This is a genomic window from Sphingomonas sp. TREG-RG-20F-R18-01, from assembly GCF_022662475.1.
Classification (GTDB): Bacteria; Pseudomonadota; Alphaproteobacteria; order Sphingomonadales; family Sphingomonadaceae; genus Sphingomonas.
In genome coordinates this window covers 483,266-499,723 of record NZ_JAKNQQ010000001.1, presented here as the reverse complement: position 1 = coordinate 499,723, position 16,458 = coordinate 483,266, and the positions used below count along the sequence as shown (strand labels likewise).

Sequence of the window (16,458 nt, the reverse complement as noted above, 5' to 3'; positions counted from 1 at the left end):
CGGCCGCAGCCATGTTCGATCAGCTTAGGCCTTCATGTGACCAGCGAGATGCTTGTTCATCTCGAACATGGTCACGCGGTCCTTGCCGAATACCTTCTTGAGCTTTTCGTCAGCGACGATTTCACGCTTGTTCTCAGGGTTCTGCAGGTTGTTTGCCTTGATGTATTCCCACACCTTGCTGATCACTTCGCTGCGCGGCAGCTTGTCGTTGCCGACGATCGCGCCGAGTTCGGCCGATGGCTGGATAGGCGCGAAGATACCGCCGGTCTTGGGGGCGTCGCTCTTCGCGGTTGGGGTCTTGGCCATTTTTTGGTCCTTCCTGGTGTGCCGTTACAACCGACATCGGTTTCACGCCTTGTGCAGCGCTGCGCTCTTGTGCGCTGCCTTGCCGCCATTGTCACTCTTTACGATGTACTGGGGGTCGTCCGGCGTGGCCGCGACCTTGTGGCCTTTGATATGGGTCGCGCTGGTCTGTTTCTTCTCGACGACGCCATGCGCGGTCCCGCCATGCGATTTCCACGTAACAGCGTCGCCCTTGTGCAAGTCGTCCATCGCTCGTCTCCGTCGGTTGCGCGCATCAGCGCTCGAACCATGCTTTCGGTTGCATCCGACGACAAACGGCCCGCCATTCCGACAGGAAAAGCGAGCCGTTCATCGATTTTCAGGCAGTAATGGTCAGAAGCTTTTGCGTAACGTCACGCCGTAGGTGCGGGGTTCGTTGATATAGGCACTGTAGCTGCCCGACTGGATGACCGTGTTGAAGGCACCGAGATAGTAATTGTCGTTGCCGAGATTGCGGACCCAGCCCTGGATCTGGAACTGGTCCGGGAGGTCGAGCCCGATGCTGGCATTGACCGTCTGGACCTTGGAACTGGCCACCGAGGCGGGCACGGTGTCGGTCAGCGCCGTGTTGCTCTGATAGACGAACTCCCCGCGCACGAACCCGCTCACCCGGTCGGTAATCTGCTGGGTGTAGGTGGCATTGACGTTGGCGGAGAATTCCGGGACGCCGCCCGGCCGCGCACCGGTCAGGTCGCGGAACTGCGGCGCGAGCGTGCCTGCCGCCGAGCCCGGCGCGACCTGGCAGCGCGGATCGAAGGCGAAGCAGGGCGCCTTGGTGAAGCTGTCGTATTTGGCATCGAGATACGTACCCGATGCGTTGAGCAGCAACGCCCGGAACGGCTTGTACGACCCCTCGACCTCGACCCCGCGGACCGACTGGCTGCCGGCGTTCACCAGCGCGAAACCGGTTCCGGTAAAGCCGTTCGACTGGAAGCCTTTGATCTTCTCGTCGAACAGCGCGATGTTCAGATACCCCCCGGCAAAGCGCGACTTGGCACCGATCTCGAAGACGCGGACGTCTTCGGGGTCGGCTGTGCGGCCAACGCCGTTATTGGGGGGGCGGCTGTCCGACGAGAGATTGTACGCGCCAGCCTTCCAGCCCGTCGAATAGCTCGCATAGACGTTGATGTTGCGGGAGAAATCATATTTTACACGGCCGAGATAGGTGAACTTGCTGCCTTTCAGGATGCCGTCTTCGCTGGCGTTGGGGAAATTGACCGGACCGTGGTTGGCGGTATCGGGGTAGAAGAACTGCAGGGCGTTCAGGCCGGCAAACAGGTTGGTCGGAATGCGCGCCGCGGCCGGGGCGGCCGGATTGATGATCCGCGCCGGCAGGAAGCCGAGTTCGGGGACGTTCTGCAGGTTCAGCTGCGAGAAGCGATCGGTCAGCACCACGTTCGAGACGGCCGCCTTGCGATCGTGCAGATACGCCCCGCCGACCGTCAGCGTCAGCTTCTCGAACAGTTTGTAGTCGGCCTGCCCGAAGATCGAATAGGACAGGTCGGTCAGCCGGTAATTGTCGAAGATCCCCGTGCCGGAGGCGAAGTACGTCTGGCCCGGTACGACCGTCGTGTTGCCGGCGGCGCGCTGGAGCGCCTCGAGGGTCGTGATCGGCGACGTGCCGAGCAGCGACGCACCGGTAGCGGCAAGCGCGGCCGCGTCGACGAAGCGCCGGGCGTCGGTACCGTACAGGATGTTGCGGCCGGTCTTGATCCGTTCATCCGAATAGAAGCCACCGACGAGCCAGTTGAACGGGCCGGTCGAGTCCGATGCCAGCCGCAGCTCCTGGCTGAACGTCTTGATCGTATCGGCGGTGGTCTGGTTCGACACGTCCGCCCCGGTGAAATCGACGTCGAGCGTGGTGTCGTTGGTCTGGCGGCGGTAGGCGGTGATCGAGGTCAGCTTGGCGAACCCCAGGTTCCAGTCGACCTGCCCGGAAATGCCCTTGCCGTTGAGCTTGTTGTTGGGCGCGGTGTTGTAGACGACCTGGCGGTTGAACGGGGTCGCCGGATTGCCGATTACGCCGCCCACGCCGCCGAACGCCCGTGGCAGGCCGATCAGCTGGGTCAACGGACCGTTGGTGACGGTCACCGCGCCACAACAGACTTCGTTGATATTGTTCAGGTCGCCGATGATCCGCACCGAAAAATTCGAAGACGGTTCGAACAGCACGTCGGCGCGCAGCGACTGGCGATCCCGGCCGTTCACTTTCACGCCGTTGACCGCATTGGAATAATAACCGTCGCGCTGGTTGACGCTGCCGTACAGGCGGAAGGCCAGCGTATCGGTGATCGGCCCGGTGATCGAGGCGCGCGCCTCGATGTTGCCGAAGTTTCCGGTGGTCGCTTCCGCGGTCCCGCCCCAGGTGAATTGTGGTCGCTTGGTGATGATCGAGATCGCGCCCGCCGACACGTTCTTGCCGAACAACGTCGATTGCGGTCCGCGCAGGACCTCGATGCGCTCGAGTTCGGGAAGGTCGGAAATCGAGGATGCCGAGCGCGAACGGTAGACGCCGTCGATGAACACGCCGACCGAGCTCTCGATGCCGATGTTGCCGTTGCCGTTGCCGAACCCGCGGATCGTGAAGTTGGTCTGGCCAGCACTCTGGAACTGCGTGACCTTGAGCGAGGGAACGGTCGCCTGCAAGTCGATGAGATCGTGGATCTTCGCCTTCTTGATCGTGTCGTCGCTGGTCACCGCGACCGACACGGGAACGTCCTGCAACGTCTGTTCGCGCTTGGTCGCGGTCACGATGATGTCGTCGGTATCGGTCGCGCTGCGATCGACCCGCGGGGCGGAGGAGGTTGCCGCGGGCGCCCCCTGCGCCTGGGTCGTCGGCGGCGTATCCTGTGCAACGGCGGGAACGGCGTACAGCAAGGCAATTGCCGACGCGCCAAGCAGGTCCGACTTTCTCATAGGTCATCCTCTCGCTGCCGCAGTCCCCGATCTGACGCCGGATCTGCATTTTTCGAACTTAGGGTTTGTGAAATAGCGTGTCGTTGAATCTGCCGTCAATGGCATAATCGTACGTATTGCGCAGGGTCTCCGGATCGTTGCCGAAAGGAGACAGTTGCAAAGCAGGACCAATTCGGGTCCTTGGAATCCTGCTGCAGGACATGACGGTTGCCGTAGCGTCATACGGGACCAAGAACTGGAAGACGAAACATGGACGACGATACCCACGTGCGCAGTAACGCCGATCTGGTGGCCGCACCGGCCAAGCTCGCCGTGCCCGAGGACGTGGCCGAGGCGGTGCGCACGCTGATCCGCTGGGCCGGCGACAACCCCGAGCGCGAGGGCCTGATCGAGACGCCCCAGCGAGTCGCACGCGCGTGGAAGGAATATTGCGCGGGGTATCAGGACGATCCGGCGGTGCATTTGGCGCGCGTGTTCGAGGAGGTCGGCGGGTATGACGAGATCGTCCTGCTCAAGGACATTCCGTTCCAGTCGCATTGCGAGCATCACATGGCACCGATCATCGGCAAGGCGCATATCGCCTATCTCCCGTCCAACTGGGTGGTCGGCATTTCAAAGCTGGCGCGTGTCCTCCACGCCTATGCGCGGCGGTTGCAGGTGCAGGAGCGGCTGACGGCGGAGGTCGCCAATTGCATCTGGGACAATCTGAAGCCGCTCGGGGTCGCCGTGGTGATCGAGGCGAGCCACGCCTGCATGACCGCGCGCGGCGTGCGTACGCCGGGCGTCACCATGGTCACCAGCCGGATGATGGGCGTGTTCCGCGACGACGAGCGCAGCCGGAAGGAAATCCTGGCGCTGATGGGCTGCTGATGCGCGACGAGCGGACGGTGCTCGTGACCGGCGCCGCGCGGCGGCTGGGCGCGACGATCGCGCGGCATCTCGCTGCGGAAGGGTGGCGGGTCGCGATCCACCACCTGCATTCGGCCGGGGCGGCCGAGGCATTGTCCCGGGATCTGCCCGGCTCGACCGTCGTCACCGGGGATCTGGCCGAGCCGGATACGCCGGACGCGCTGATCGCGGCGGCACGGGCGGCGTTCGGGCGGCCGTTGATGGCGGTCGTCAACAGCGCGTCGTTGTTCGATTACGATACCCCGCCCGACGTATCGGCCGGCGCGCTGGCACTTCATGCGCGCGTCAACCTGCAGGCGCCGGTCCTGCTTGCCTGCGCGCTGGCCCGGCAGGACGATCTCGCGTCGGGCGCGGTGGTCGATGTGCTCGACCAGAAGGTCGCCAATCTCAACCCGGATTTCTTCGCCTATAGCTGCGCCAAGATCGCGCTGGCGGGGGCGACGACGATGCTGGCGCAGGCGCTGGGTCCGCGGGTCCGGATCAACGCGGTCTCGCCGGGGCTGACCTTGCCCAGTGCGGACCAGACGGACGCGGAATTTGCTGCGGTCGCGTCGCGCAATGCGTTGCGCCGGCCGGTCGATCCGCAGGACATTGCCCGGGCGGTGGCCTTCCTGCTCGCTGCGCGCGGGATCGAAGGCCAGAATCTTTTCGTCGACTGCGGGCAGCATTTCCTTCCAAGCCAGCGGGATGTGATGTTCGAATGTCGGGTATGATCGAGCCGGTGCGTTTCACGACGATCCTGGAGGGGCTGGAGCTCGTGATGGGGCTGGGCATCCACCCGGTCGAACGTGCCGCACCGCAGCGTGTGATCGTCTCGGTGCGGATGCAGGTCGTCTATCCCGCGCCGCCCGCCGACGACCGGATCGACCAGGTGCTCGACTATGATTTCGTGCGCAGCGGGATCCAGGCGCTGGTCGCGGGGCGGCACTTCGACCTGCAGGAGACTTTGTGCGAGGCGATCGCGGCGCTGTGCCTTGCCGACGCGCGCGTCGAACGGGTGACGGTACGGACGACCAAGCCGGATATCTATCCCGACGCCGCGATCGGGTGCGAGATCGAACGGGGGCGGTAATTCCCTCGTGTCCGCAAAAGGGACTTCCCCGGCGAAGGCCGGGGCCCAGTAGCGAGACAGATCGTAACCGCGCCTCGTCGCCAGTTACCACTGCCATCGCGACTGGGCCCCGGCCTTCGCCGGGGAAGAAGTGCTGGCTAAGCCCGGTTCGCCGCGCTCAACACCGCGCGGACGCTCGCGGTGGCAACGTCGGCGTCGATCCCGACGCCGAACACTGTCCGCCCGTCGGCCGTGCGGCACTCGACATAGGCCGCCGCCTGCGCATCCGCACCGTGGCCGATCGCGTGCTCGTTATAGTCCACCACGTCGAGCGTCGGCCCGGTCGAGCCCTCCAGCGCCGCGATCACGCCCGAAATCAACCCGTTGCCCCGCCCCGAGATCGACCGCTCGGTCCCGTCCACCGCGACATGCCCGACGAACAACCGGTCCCCGACGCTCCCGCTCTCCTGATAATCGACCAGACGGAACCGGTCCGCATCCCGCGCCAGATAGGTGGCGGCGAACTGCCCCCAGATATCGGCGGCGTTCAATTCGCGGCTGGTCTCGTCGGCCAGCCGCTGGACGTGGCGGCTGAAGTCCGCCTGGAGCCGCTTCGGCAGCTTGAGCCCCTTGTCCTGCTCGATCACCCAGGCGACCCCGCCCTTGCCGCTCTGCGAATTGACGCGGATCACCGCCTCATAGCTGCGCCCCAGGTCGGCCGGGTCGATCGGCAGATAGGGGACTTCCCACAGCGGATCGTTCTTCGTGTCCTGTGCCGCGAAGCCCTTCTTGATCGCGTCCTGATGGCTTCCCGAGAAGGCGGTGAAGACCAGGTCGCCAGCATAAGGCGTGCGCGGATGCACGGGCAGCTGTGTGCAATAGGTGACGGTGTTGACGATCGCATCGATGTCCGAGAAGTCGAGCCCCGGATCGACGCCTTGCGTGTACATGTTGAGCGCGACCGTCACGAGATCGCAATTGCCGGTGCGCTCGCCATTCCCCAGCAGGCAGCCCTCGACCCGGTCCGCGCCCGCCATCAGGCCGAGCTCGGCGGCGGCGACGCCGGTGCCGCGGTCGTTGTGCGGGTGGAGGCTCAGCGCGACACAGTCACGGTTGCGGATGTGGCGGCCGAACCATTCGATCTGGTCGGCATAGACGTTGGGCGTCGCGCATTCGACCGTCGCGGGCAGGTTGAGGATCAGCTTGTGGTCGGGCGTCGGCCGCAGCACGTCCATCACCGCCTCGCACACCTCGAGCGAGAAATCGAGTTCGGCGGTCGAGAAGGTCTCGGGGCTATATTCGAAATACCAGTCGGTGTCGGGCTGCGCGGCGGCCTGGTCGCGCAGGATCATCGCGCCGTCGATCGCGATCCGCTTGACCTCGTCGCGCGTCATGCCGAACACGATCTTGCGCCACGCCGGGCTCACCGCATTGTACAGATGGACGATCGCGCGCGGTGCGCCGCGCAGCGATTCGAAACTCCGCTCGATCAGATCGCGCCGCGATTGCGTCAGCACCTGGATCAGCGTGTCGTCGGGGATCCGGCCCGATTGCACCAGTCCGGAGATGAAGTCGAACTCGGTCGCCCCCGCGGCGGGGAAGCCGACCTCGATCTCCTTGATCCCGACCTTGACGATCAGGTCGAACATCCGGGTCTTCTTCTCGGCATCCATCGGGTCGATCAGCGCCTGGTTGCCGTCGCGCAGGTCGGTCGACAGCCAGCGCGGCGCGGTGTCGATGATCCGCGACGGCCATTGCCGGTCGGGCAGGGGGATCGGGGCGAAAGGTCGGTATTTGGTCGATGGGTCGCGCAGCATGATGGGTCTCGTCAACGAAGGGGGACGGGATTGGATCAGGCCCTCAGGCGCGTCGTGCGCAGCGCGCACGGAGAAGTCCGCGCCTAAGGGCGCGTAAGTCGAAGCAGGGGGAGGTCGCGCACGATCGCCATATCCAAAACGATAGCGCGCCGCTCGGCATCGTGTCCAGCGCGAACCGGCACTGATCCATATCAACGCCGCTTTGTCGATCGCATGTTAGGGCGATCACAATGCGTCAGATTATCTATACGAGTATCACGACCGCCGAGAGCGGTCGTGCATCGGATGACTTGCCGGCAATCCTGCGGATCGCGTCGGCGCGCAATGGCCTCGATGGCATCACGGGCCTGCTGTATACCGAACAGGATGGCTACCTGCAGACGATCGAGGGGCCGGAGGAAAGCGTGGCGGACCTGTTGGCGAGCCTGCGCTCCGATCCGCGCCACCGCGACATCAAGATCCTGCTCGATCGTACGGTCGAGGAGCGCGAGTTCGGCGACTGGATGATGGTCCATCGCGAACGCCGCGAGACGGTGGACGATTTCGACCGACGTCTGCGGCGCCTGCTGATGGGCGTATCGCCGGAAACGGCCGAGTATTTCAGGGCGTTGGTCGACGCCTGATCGAACGGCGCCCCGCGCTGGCCGCGGGACGCCGGCGACGTCTTATTGGGCTTCGAACGCGGCGTTGATCGTGAGATCGACCTTGTCGGACACGAGCGGCAGATAGCCGTTCACGCCGAAGTCGCTGCGCTTGATCGACGTCGTTGCCGAGAAGCCGACGACGGTCTTGTGCGCGCCGAACAGCGACGGGCCCGCGCCGACGAACTTGGCGTTGAGCACGACCGGCTTGGTCACGCCGTGGATCGTGAGATTACCCGCGATCGTCGCGGTCATGCCGTTGACCGTGACCTTGGTCGAGACGAAGCGGCCCTCGGGGAACTTGGCGGCATCGAAGAAGTCGGGTGTCTTCAGATGCGCGTCGAGCGCCGGGACGGTGGTCGAGACCTTGTCGATCGGGAAGACGATTTCGACCTTGTCCTTGACCGCATCGCGCGGATCGAGCGTCAGCGTGCCGGTCGGCTGCGTGAACTGACCGCTATATTCGCTGAAACCCAGGTGGTTGAGCGTGAACACGACCTGCGTGTGCGCGGGATCGACCTTGTACGTCCCGGCGGCGACCTTGGAGAGGGTGCGCGTGCCGGGCGGGGTGGTCGGCATCTGCGCGACGAGCGGGGCGGCCGCGATGGCTGCGATGGCGGCGAGGACGAGGGGGGTGCGCTGCATGGGAATACTCCTGTTGGAGGATCGCCTTGGCGCACTGGGCGGAGGTGGAACAAGCAACGTTTTGGCAACGGACGGTTTCTTGCGCGGGATGGGGGGCGGCGGGGGCTGGATACGGGGGGCGTTGCGCTGCTGGTCTGCCCCACCCCAACCCCTCCCCTGAAGGGGAGGGGCTTTTTCCCGCGCTCTTCTTCTTCTTAGCCCCTCCCCTTCAGGGGAGGGGTTGGGGTGGGGCAGTGCCTTGCAGAGAACCACCACCCCCCCGCCAAAAAACTCAGTTCTTGTCCTTGTCCACCAGCTTGTTCGCGCCGATCCACGGCATCATCGCACGCAGCTCCGCGCCAACCTTCTCGATCGGATGCGCCGCCGCCGCCTTGCGCGCCGCCTTCAGCTCGGGCTGCCCCGCGCGATTATCGAGCACGAAGTTCTTGACGAACCGTCCGCCCTGAATGTCCGCGAGAACGCGCTTCATCTCCGCCTTGGTCTCGTCCGTGATGATCCGCGGCCCCGTGGTGATGTCGCCATATTCCGCGGTGTTGCTGATCGAATAGCGCATGTTGGCGATCCCGCCCTCATACAGCAGATCGACGATCAGCTTGGTCTCGTGGAGGCACTCGAAATACGCCATTTCGGGCGCATAGCCCGCCTCGACCAGCGTCTCGAACCCGGCCTGGATCAGATGCGTGATCCCGCCGCACAGCACGGCCTGCTCGCCGAACAGATCGGTCTCGCACTCTTCCTTGAAGTTGGTCTCGATGATCCCCGAACGGCCACCACCGACGCCCGACGCATAGGCGAGCCCGATGTCATGCGCGTTGCCGCTCTTGTCCTGGTGGATCGCGATCAGGCACGGCACGCCGCCGCCCTTGACATATTCGCTGCGCACCGCGTGGCCCGGCCCCTTGGGCGCGATCATGATGACGTCGAGATCGGCGCGCGGCTCGATCAGGCCGAAGTGGATGTTGAGGCCGTGCGCGAACGCGATCGCGGCGCCCTGCTTCAGGTTGGCGTGAAGATCGTCGGCATAGATCGCCGCCTGATGCTCGTCGGGGGCGAGGATCATCGTGATGTCGGCCCAGGCGGCGGCTTCGGCGTTGGTCATCACCTTGAAGCCAGCGTCGGTCGCCTTCTTGGCGGTGGCGGAGCCGGGACGGAGCGCAATCGCGACCTCCTTGACGCCGGAATCGCGCAGGTTCTGCGCGTGGGCATGGCCCTGGCTGCCATAGCCGACGATCGCGATCTTCTTGTCGGCGATCAGGTTCAGATCGGCATCGGCATCATAATAAACGCGCATAGATAGTCCCTTCCAGAAAAACGATCCGTCACCCCGGCGGAGGCCGGGGCCTCGCGGTTGTTGCGGGCAACAGGCGTTGCTCGCCCGACCCTGCGGCCCCGGCCTCCGCCGGGGTGACGGGAATGTGTCTAAACCGCCTTGGCGCCGCGGGCCATCGCGACGATCCCGGTCCGCGCGACCTCGCACAGCCCGACTTCGCGCATCAGCGTGACGAACGTGTCGATCTTCTCGCGCCCGCCGGTCACTTCGAACACGAAGCTGGTCGTCGTCGCATCCACGACGCGCGCACGGTAGACGTCGGCGAGGCGGAGCGCCTCGATCCGGTGATCCCCGACCCCCGACACCTTGAGCAACGCCAATTCGCGCTCGACGTGCGGCCCGAGCGCAGTGAGGTCGGTCACCGAATGCACCGGGATCAACCGGTCGAGCTGCGCGAGAATCTGCTCCATCGTCGCATCGCTCGCCGAGGTGACGATCGTGATCCGGCTGACCGCCTTGTCGGCGGTGACGTCGGACACGGTCAGGCTCTCGATATTATAGCCGCGCGCGGTGAACAGCCCCGCGATCCGCGCGAGGATGCCGGGTTCGTTGTCGACCATTACGGCGAGCGTGTGGCGGGAGGCTTTTTCCTGGGTGATGTGCATGGCTTATCCCGTGACCGTGGCCGCGGTCGATGTGCTGTAATGCGCTGACGTCACCCCGGCGTAGGCCGGGGCCGCCAGGTTAGGAATCGAAACGCGGGTTGCGCGCGGCAACGTGGCGGCCCCGGCCTTCGCCGGGGTGACGAAAAGTGTCATCACACCAGCGCCTTCGCTTCGTCGTCCATCTCGCCCGAGACTTCGCTCGCCTGCAGCAGCATCTCGGTATGCGCGGCACCCGACGGGATCATCGGGAAACAGTTCGCCAGTTTCGTCACCCGGCAATCGACGATCACCGGCCCGTCATGATCGAGCATCGCCGCGATCCCGTCGTCGAGCTCGCCCATCGTCTCGATCCGGATCCCCTTCCAGCCATAGGCTTCGCCGAGCTTCACGAAGTCCGGCAGCGCGTCGCTGTAGCTTTCCGAATAGCGGCTCGAATAGGTCAGCTCCTGCCACTGGCGGACCATCCCCATATATTCGTTGTTGAGGATGAAGATCTTGACCGGCAGGCGATATTGCGAGGCGGTGCCGAGCTCCTGGATGTTCATCTGGATCGAGGCTTCGCCCGCGATGTCGATCACCAGCGCCTTGGGGTTGCCGATCTGCGCGCCGATCGCGGCGGGCAGGCCATAGCCCATCGTGCCGAGACCGCCCGAGGTCAGCCACTTGTTGGGCGCCTCGAATCCGAAATGCTGCGCCGCCCACATCTGATGCTGGCCGACTTCGGTCGTGATGATTGGATTGCGCTTGTGCGTCGCCTGCCAGAGCGCACGGATCGCGCGCTGGGGCATGATGTCGCTTTCCAGATCGGTGAAGGCGAGGCTCTGCTTGTCGCGCCATTCCTCGATCATCTGCCACCATTCGGTCAGATCGGGCTTCGGATGACGGCGGGCCTTGAACACGCGGACCATGTCCTCGAGCGCATGGCCGACGTCCGCGACGATCGGCAAATCCACGCGCACGTTCTTGTTGATCGAAGACCGGTCGATATCGACGTGAATTTTCCGCGAGTGGGGACTGAACGCATCGAGCCGCCCGGTCACGCGGTCGTCGAACCGCGCGCCGAGGCAGACGACGAGGTCGGCCTTGTTCATCGCCATATTGGCTTCATAGGTGCCGTGCATCCCGAGCATCCCGAGCCACTGCGAGCCGGTCGCCGGATACGCGCCAAGGCCCATCAGCGTCGACGTCACCGGCGCACCGCTGATCCGCGCAAGTTCGCACAGCAACTGGCTCGCCGCTGGCCCCGCGTTGATGATCCCGCCGCCGGTATAGAGCACCGGGCGTTCGGCGGCGGCGAGCATGTCCATCGCCGCTTCGATGCTAGGCTGGTCGGCCTTGACCTGCGGGCGATAGGTCTTGTGGCGGATCGGGCCGGGCTTGGCGTAGCGCGCGGTCGCGACCTGAACGTCCTTGGGGATGTCGATCACCACCGGACCGGGACGACCCGAGGTCGCGATATAGAACGCCTCGTGCACGGTCGCGCCGAGCTTGGCGGGGTCCTTCACCAGATAGTTATGCTTCGAACAGTGGCGCGTGATGCCCACCGTGTCGGCTTCCTGGAACGCATCCGTGCCGATCAGCGCGGTCGGCACCTGCCCAGTGATCACCACCATCGGGATCGAATCCATCAGCGCATCGGTGATGCCGGTCACGGCATTGGTCGCGCCGGGACCCGAGGTCACGAGCACCACGCCGGGCTTGCCGGTCGAGCGCGCATAGCCTTCGGCGGCATGCGTCGCGGCCTGTTCGTGGCGGACGAGGATGTGCTTGATCCGGCCTGAGCGGAACAGCGCGTCGTAGATCGGCAACACCGCACCACCGGGGTAGCCGAACACGACTTCCACGCCGAGATCGCACAGCGCCTCGATCAGGATGTCGGCTCCACTCTTCTCGGTCACGGTCATTCTCCTCGGCGACGATGCTGCACGGCAGCAACGGGAAAAGCGCGGCTATAGGTATGAAACGTGCGTGTCAACCTTTATAGCTGAAACAATCTGTCGAATATAAGCACTCTGTCGGAACTTTGTGACTCGGTTATCTTGGCCCAGCTTGGCGGAGGCTGGTTGCGGAACCAGGTATATTGCCGCTTGGCATATTGCCGCGTGGCTAGCCGCAACGCTTCCAGCGTCTGTTCGCGAGACTGGGCGCCCGCCACGAAAGCGGCCAGCGCGGGCACGCCGATCGCCCGGCGGATCGGGGCGTCGTCAGGAATATCGTTTCTTTGCAGAAGGATACGGACCTCCTCGGCCGCGCCGTCGTCAAACATCGCGGCGGCGCGCGCATCGCAACGTTCGAACAGCCAGTCCCGCTCGGGCAGCAGCACGACCGCGCTCTGTGCAACCTTCGCTGCGATCCCGCCGCTTCGCTCCGCCTGCCACGCCGCGAGCGGCCGTCCCGTCGAGCGCACCACCTCGAGCGCGCGTGCCACTCGCGTGGTGTCCGCCGCCGCCAGCCGCGCCGCCGCCGCCGGGTCGGCCTGCGTAAGCGCGGCATGGGCTTTGGCCACCGGCATCGCGCGCACCGCGGCGCGGATCGCGGGGTCGATCTCGGGCACCGGCGCGATCCCGTCGAGCAAGGTGCGCAGATACAGCCCGGTCCCCCCGACCAGCACCGGCAGCTTCCCCGCCGCATGCGCCGCAGCGATCTCGCGCCGCGCCGCGTCCGCCCAGCGCGCGGCGGAACAGGCCTCCGCCCCGTCGATATATCCGAACAGCCGATGCGGCACCCGCGCCTCGTCGGCGGGGGAGGGGCGCGCGGTCAGGATCCGCAGGTCGCGATAGACCTGCGCCGAGTCGGCGTTGATGACGATCCCGTCGTGCGCTTCGGCGACCGCGATCGCGAGCGCGGACTTGCCGCTGGCGGTCGGCCCTGCGATGAGCGCGAGCTTCGGGAGATCGTCTGTGTTCATTGCCACGCTGATAGCATCCGGGCGGCTAAGCGCTGCCGATATTTCGACCGCGCGCGACCGGCTCGACGCGGCGGGGTGTTCCGCGGTCGCGGAGGGCTGGATCGAACCGGGGCAGGCGGCGGACGTGATGTTCGCAAGCGCGCCAGATGCCGCGCGCCGGGCGCTCGATGGGGCGTTCCCCGGGGTCGACGTGATCGTGCAGCAGGCCGAGGGCCGCGAGAAGCGGTTGCTGATCGCGGATATGGACTCGACGATGATCACGGTCGAGTGCATCGACGAACTCGCCGATTACGCGGGCATCAAGCCGCAGATCGCCGAGATCACCGAAGCAGCGATGCGCGGCGAACTCGATTTCGAGGCGGCGCTCGATGCGCGGGTCGCGTTGCTCGCCGGGCTGGACGAGCGCGTGATCGCGCAATGCCTTGCCGACCGGGTGGTCGATACGCCGGGAGCCGCGACGCTGGTCCGGACGATGCGCGCGCGGGGGGCGACCGCGATCCTGGTGTCCGGCGGCTTCACGCGCTTCGCCGAGCCGGTGGCGGAGCGGATCGGCTTCCATTACGCGATCGCCAACCGGCTCGAGATCGCCGACGGCGCGCTCACCGGGCGAGTCGAGCGGCCGATCGTCGGCGCGCACACCAAGCTCGAGACGTTGCGCGCGGCGGCGGCGGATCTCGGGCTGCCGCCCGAGGCGACGCTCGCGATCGGCGACGGTGCGAATGACCTCAAGATGATCGATGCGGCGGGACTGGGCGTGGCGTTCAAGGCCAAGCCGATCGTCGCCGCGGCAGCGAGCGCGCGGATCGACCATGGCGACCTGACCGCGCTATTGTACGCGCAGGGGATTGCCCGGCGCGAATGGGTCACGGGGTGATCACGACCCGACCGGTACGCATGGTTTGACGGCGGCGCAGGCTCGCGCGGCGGTAGCGCTCGAGCCATAGGGGCCGACCAGGACTCGGGTCATGGCCCCGGCCTTGACGAAGCGAACGCGAGCGCCGGGGAATTTCGGACCGATCTGGGTCCACAACCGGTGCGCATTGGCAGGATCGCCGAAGGCACCCAGCTGGACGTGCCACCCCCCGCGATCGATCATTGCCGGCGCGTTCGCGTTGGACGCCGCGATCCGGGCAGATTTGCCGGGTTCGATCTTTGGGACCGATACGCTGGCGACTAGCGGGGGCGCGGCAGAGGTGGGGGCGGGGGCGAGTGCAGGGAGCAGTTGCGGACGTTGCGCTGCGGCTTCATCGACCTGCGCTAGCGCCAACCCCTGCTGGCGGAGATCGACCGGAATGACCTTGTCCATCTGCGCCTGCACTTGCGAGGCGTGGGGCACGTCCGCCGCCGCCGCACGCACGAGCAACGCATAGGCGCGTCGCCAGTCCTTCGCGACCCCGTCCCCGTTGAACAGCATCGTGCCGAGGACAAGCTGCGCATGCGGCTCATGCTGGGCAACCGCTTTTTCGAGCCACGGCGTGGCTTCGGTCCGTTTCCCCTGGTCGAACAGCAGCAGACCGTATTTCGCCTCTGCCGCTGCGTGGTCCTGCATCGCCGCCTTGCGAAACCATTCCGTAGCGGCTGCCCGGTCCGGCTTCACGCCGCGCCCGAGCACATACGCCTGCGCCAGATTGAACTGCGCGTCGGCATCGCCGGCAGCGGCGGCAGGCCGCCAGGATTCGACCGCGCGACCATAATCGCCGCGACCCCACGCATCGACCCCGTCCCGGACGTCCGCTCTCGCCGGGCAGACCATCGGAAACAGCAGCACGAGCGCGACCGTGGCGCGTAACGCCGTCCTGCATGCCGACCGCGGCGTCCTGGTTCTGCTTCGCAAGCTCATGCAACTCCCCTACGCGCGGCATGGCAAACAAATCGTTATCCACCCTCGGCTAAAAGTACGACGCCGACCTTCGGAATTAACCGATTGTTGAAGCCTCGGGTGCCACTTCACTTTCTCGAACAGGCAGGAGTGAAAGGGGCTCATGCGCGTCCTAGCGATGGCATCTCAAAAAGGCGGATCCGGCAAGACCACCTTGTCCGGGCATCTCGCTGTTCAGGCCCAGCTTGCAGGCGCAGGCCCGGTCGTCCTGATCGACATCGATCCGCAGGGATCGCTGTCGGATTGGTGGAACGAGCGGACCAGCGAGTACCCGGCTTTTGCGCAGACCACGGTCGCGCGGCTTGCCGCGGACCTGGAAACGCTGCGTCAGCAGGGGTTCCGGCTCGCCATGATCGATACGCCGCCTGCCATTACGATGGCGATCCAGAGTGTGATCGCGGTGGCCGAGCTGATCGTCATTCCGACGCGCCCCAGCCCGCACGATCTGCGTGCGGTCGGGGCAACGGTCGATCTGTGCGAACGCGCCGGCAAGCCGCTGCTGTTCGTCGTGAATGGTGCGACCCCCAAGGCGCGGATCACGGCCGAAGCCGCGGTCGCCTTGTCGCAACACGGAACGGTCGCGCCGATCACGATCCACCATCGCACCGATTTCGCCGCCTCGATGATTGACGGGCGCACGGTGATGGAAGTGGATGCGAAAAGCCGGTCCGCGCAGGAGGTCCGTGATCTCTGGACCTATATCTCTGATCGGCTCGAAAAGAACTTCCGTCGGACGGTGTTCGCCGTGCCGACGGGCGTGAACGCCTATGCCGCCCAGCGCCCCGCAGCGGGCGGGTTCGGTCGACGGGTGGTGAGCTGACATGAATGCGTTTGGCCAATCCAAACCGCTCGCCTCGCTGTCGTCGACGCTGTTGGCGCGCAAGGGTCAGGCAAAGCCGGCGATGCGCCCGCAGGGTTTTGGCGGCTTCGGCGCGATGGCGGGGGGGCAGGACGATCTCGGCTGGAATGACATGGGGGGCACCGAAGCGCCGCCCGCGCCAAATCCGCCAGCACCTGCGCCATCCATACCGCCGGTGCTCGCGCAGCGCGAGGTCCTCCGCGAAGACGTCGCGGCGGCGATAATCCCGTCGCCAGCCGCGCCGCGCACGATCACGATGAAGCCCGTCTCGGTCGCCACCGCCACGCGAATCGGTCGGGAGACGCATCAGAAACACAGCGCGAAGGCCGAGGGGGCAAAGCGCTCCGGCCCGAAAACCGGGGCGGCCGGGCAGGCCCGCACCGCGTTTACGCTCCGGCTGGACCAGGATCGCCATTTGCGCCTGCGGCTTGCCAGTGCGCTCCAGAATGCCTCGGCGCAATTGCTGGTAACGGCCGCGCTCGACCAATTCCTGCAAACCCTGCCCGAAGTCGATGCGCTGGTCAGCCAGCTGCCGACCTCGGCCAAGCGCTAGAGA

General features: G+C 65.7%; 18 protein-coding genes. 7 read left to right on the top strand and 11 right to left on the bottom strand.

All coding sequences use genetic code 11. The features are described from left to right. Positions 1–24 precede the first annotated feature (24 nt). The 3 genes from L8K25_RS02465 to L8K25_RS02455 all read right to left on the bottom strand — a co-directional run bounded on the left by L8K25_RS02465 (position 25) and on the right by L8K25_RS02455 (position 3,258). Complete coding sequence (locus L8K25_RS02465) at positions 25–306, bottom strand: SWIB/MDM2 domain-containing protein (RefSeq protein ID WP_242137327.1); 282 nt, start codon at positions 304–306, stop codon at positions 25–27. A gap of 42 nt (positions 307–348) precedes the next feature. Then, positions 349–552, bottom strand: coding sequence for a DUF2945 domain-containing protein (locus tag L8K25_RS02460; protein WP_242137326.1), 204 nt, complete (start codon positions 550–552; stop codon positions 349–351). 123 nt (positions 553–675) lie between these two features. Further along, positions 676–3,258 (bottom strand): TonB-dependent receptor, encoded by a 2,583-nt coding sequence (locus tag L8K25_RS02455; protein ID WP_242137325.1) that lies wholly within the window; start codon positions 3,256–3,258, stop codon positions 676–678. 249 nt (positions 3,259–3,507) lie between these two features. On the opposite strand from L8K25_RS02455, the gene folE reads away from it, so the two are divergent. Genes folE through L8K25_RS02440 form a run of 3 tightly spaced genes read left to right on the top strand, consistent with a single transcriptional unit; the run spans position 3,508 to position 5,239 of the window. Continuing rightward, positions 3,508–4,128, top strand: coding sequence for a GTP cyclohydrolase I FolE (folE, locus tag L8K25_RS02450; protein WP_242137324.1), 621 nt, complete (start codon positions 3,508–3,510; stop codon positions 4,126–4,128). Next, positions 4,128–4,880 carry an SDR family oxidoreductase gene (locus L8K25_RS02445; protein WP_242137323.1) on the top strand — a complete coding sequence of 251 codons (753 nt, stop codon included), beginning with the start codon at positions 4,128–4,130 and terminating at the stop codon, positions 4,878–4,880. The genes folE and L8K25_RS02445 overlap by 1 nt, the downstream gene beginning before the upstream one ends. After that, the gene (locus L8K25_RS02440) at positions 4,868–5,239 is read left to right on the top strand and encodes a dihydroneopterin aldolase (protein ID WP_242137322.1); all 372 of its coding nucleotides are present in this window, start codon (positions 4,868–4,870) and stop codon (positions 5,237–5,239) included. Before L8K25_RS02445 ends, L8K25_RS02440 begins: the two co-directional genes overlap by 13 nt. A 137-nt stretch (positions 5,240–5,376) precedes the next feature. Here the strand turns inward: L8K25_RS02440 and leuA are convergent, their stop codons facing one another. Next, the gene (leuA, locus tag L8K25_RS02435; RefSeq protein WP_242137321.1) at positions 5,377–7,035 is read right to left on the bottom strand and encodes a 2-isopropylmalate synthase; all 1,659 of its coding nucleotides are present in this window, start codon (positions 7,033–7,035) and stop codon (positions 5,377–5,379) included. A 230-nt stretch (positions 7,036–7,265) separates the two neighbouring features. On the opposite strand from leuA, the gene L8K25_RS02430 reads away from it, so the two are divergent. Next, positions 7,266–7,658, top strand: coding sequence for a BLUF domain-containing protein (locus L8K25_RS02430; protein WP_242137320.1), 393 nt, complete (start codon positions 7,266–7,268; stop codon positions 7,656–7,658). A 42-nt stretch (positions 7,659–7,700) separates the two neighbouring features. On the opposite strand, the gene L8K25_RS02425 is transcribed toward L8K25_RS02430, so the two are convergent. The 6 genes from L8K25_RS02425 to miaA all read right to left on the bottom strand — a co-directional run bounded on the left by L8K25_RS02425 (position 7,701) and on the right by miaA (position 13,164). Then, positions 7,701–8,321, bottom strand: a complete 621-nt coding sequence (locus tag L8K25_RS02425; protein ID WP_242137319.1) for a YceI family protein — start codon at positions 8,319–8,321, stop codon at positions 7,701–7,703. Positions 8,322–8,592: 271 nt separating this feature from the next. Next, positions 8,593–9,612, bottom strand: coding sequence for a ketol-acid reductoisomerase (gene ilvC / locus L8K25_RS02420; RefSeq protein WP_242137318.1), 1,020 nt, complete (start codon positions 9,610–9,612; stop codon positions 8,593–8,595). Positions 9,613–9,740: 128 nt separating this feature from the next. Then, positions 9,741–10,256, bottom strand: a complete 516-nt coding sequence (gene ilvN / locus L8K25_RS02415; protein WP_010217549.1) for an acetolactate synthase small subunit — start codon at positions 10,254–10,256, stop codon at positions 9,741–9,743. 3 nt (positions 10,257–10,259) lie between these two features. After that, complete coding sequence (locus L8K25_RS02410) at positions 10,260–10,409, bottom strand: hypothetical protein (protein WP_242137317.1); 150 nt, start codon at positions 10,407–10,409, stop codon at positions 10,260–10,262. After that, the gene (locus tag L8K25_RS02405) at positions 10,409–12,160 is read right to left on the bottom strand and encodes an acetolactate synthase 3 large subunit (protein ID WP_242137316.1); all 1,752 of its coding nucleotides are present in this window, start codon (positions 12,158–12,160) and stop codon (positions 10,409–10,411) included. Before L8K25_RS02405 ends, L8K25_RS02410 begins: the two co-directional genes overlap by 1 nt. A 74-nt stretch (positions 12,161–12,234) precedes the next feature. After that, positions 12,235–13,164 carry a tRNA (adenosine(37)-N6)-dimethylallyltransferase MiaA gene (gene miaA / locus L8K25_RS02400; RefSeq protein WP_242137880.1) on the bottom strand — a complete coding sequence of 310 codons (930 nt, stop codon included), beginning with the start codon at positions 13,162–13,164 and terminating at the stop codon, positions 12,235–12,237. Between miaA and serB the strand changes: the two genes are divergently transcribed. After that, on the top strand, positions 13,157–14,038 hold the full coding sequence (gene serB / locus L8K25_RS02395; RefSeq protein WP_242137315.1) for a phosphoserine phosphatase SerB: 882 nt from the start codon (positions 13,157–13,159) through the stop codon (positions 14,036–14,038). The genes miaA and serB overlap by 8 nt on opposite strands. On the opposite strand, the gene L8K25_RS02390 is transcribed toward serB, so the two are convergent. Beyond that, complete coding sequence (locus L8K25_RS02390) at positions 14,039–15,004, bottom strand: SPOR domain-containing protein (protein WP_242137314.1); 966 nt, start codon at positions 15,002–15,004, stop codon at positions 14,039–14,041. A gap of 142 nt (positions 15,005–15,146) precedes the next feature. Between L8K25_RS02390 and L8K25_RS02385 the strand changes: the two genes are divergently transcribed. Both L8K25_RS02385 and L8K25_RS02380 read left to right on the top strand, forming a co-directional pair. After that, the gene (locus tag L8K25_RS02385; protein WP_242137313.1) at positions 15,147–15,863 is read left to right on the top strand and encodes a ParA family protein; all 717 of its coding nucleotides are present in this window, start codon (positions 15,147–15,149) and stop codon (positions 15,861–15,863) included. Position 15,864: 1 nt separating this feature from the next. Beyond that, on the top strand, positions 15,865–16,455 hold the full coding sequence (locus L8K25_RS02380; protein ID WP_242137312.1) for a hypothetical protein: 591 nt from the start codon (positions 15,865–15,867) through the stop codon (positions 16,453–16,455). Positions 16,456–16,458: the final 3 nt, after the last annotated feature.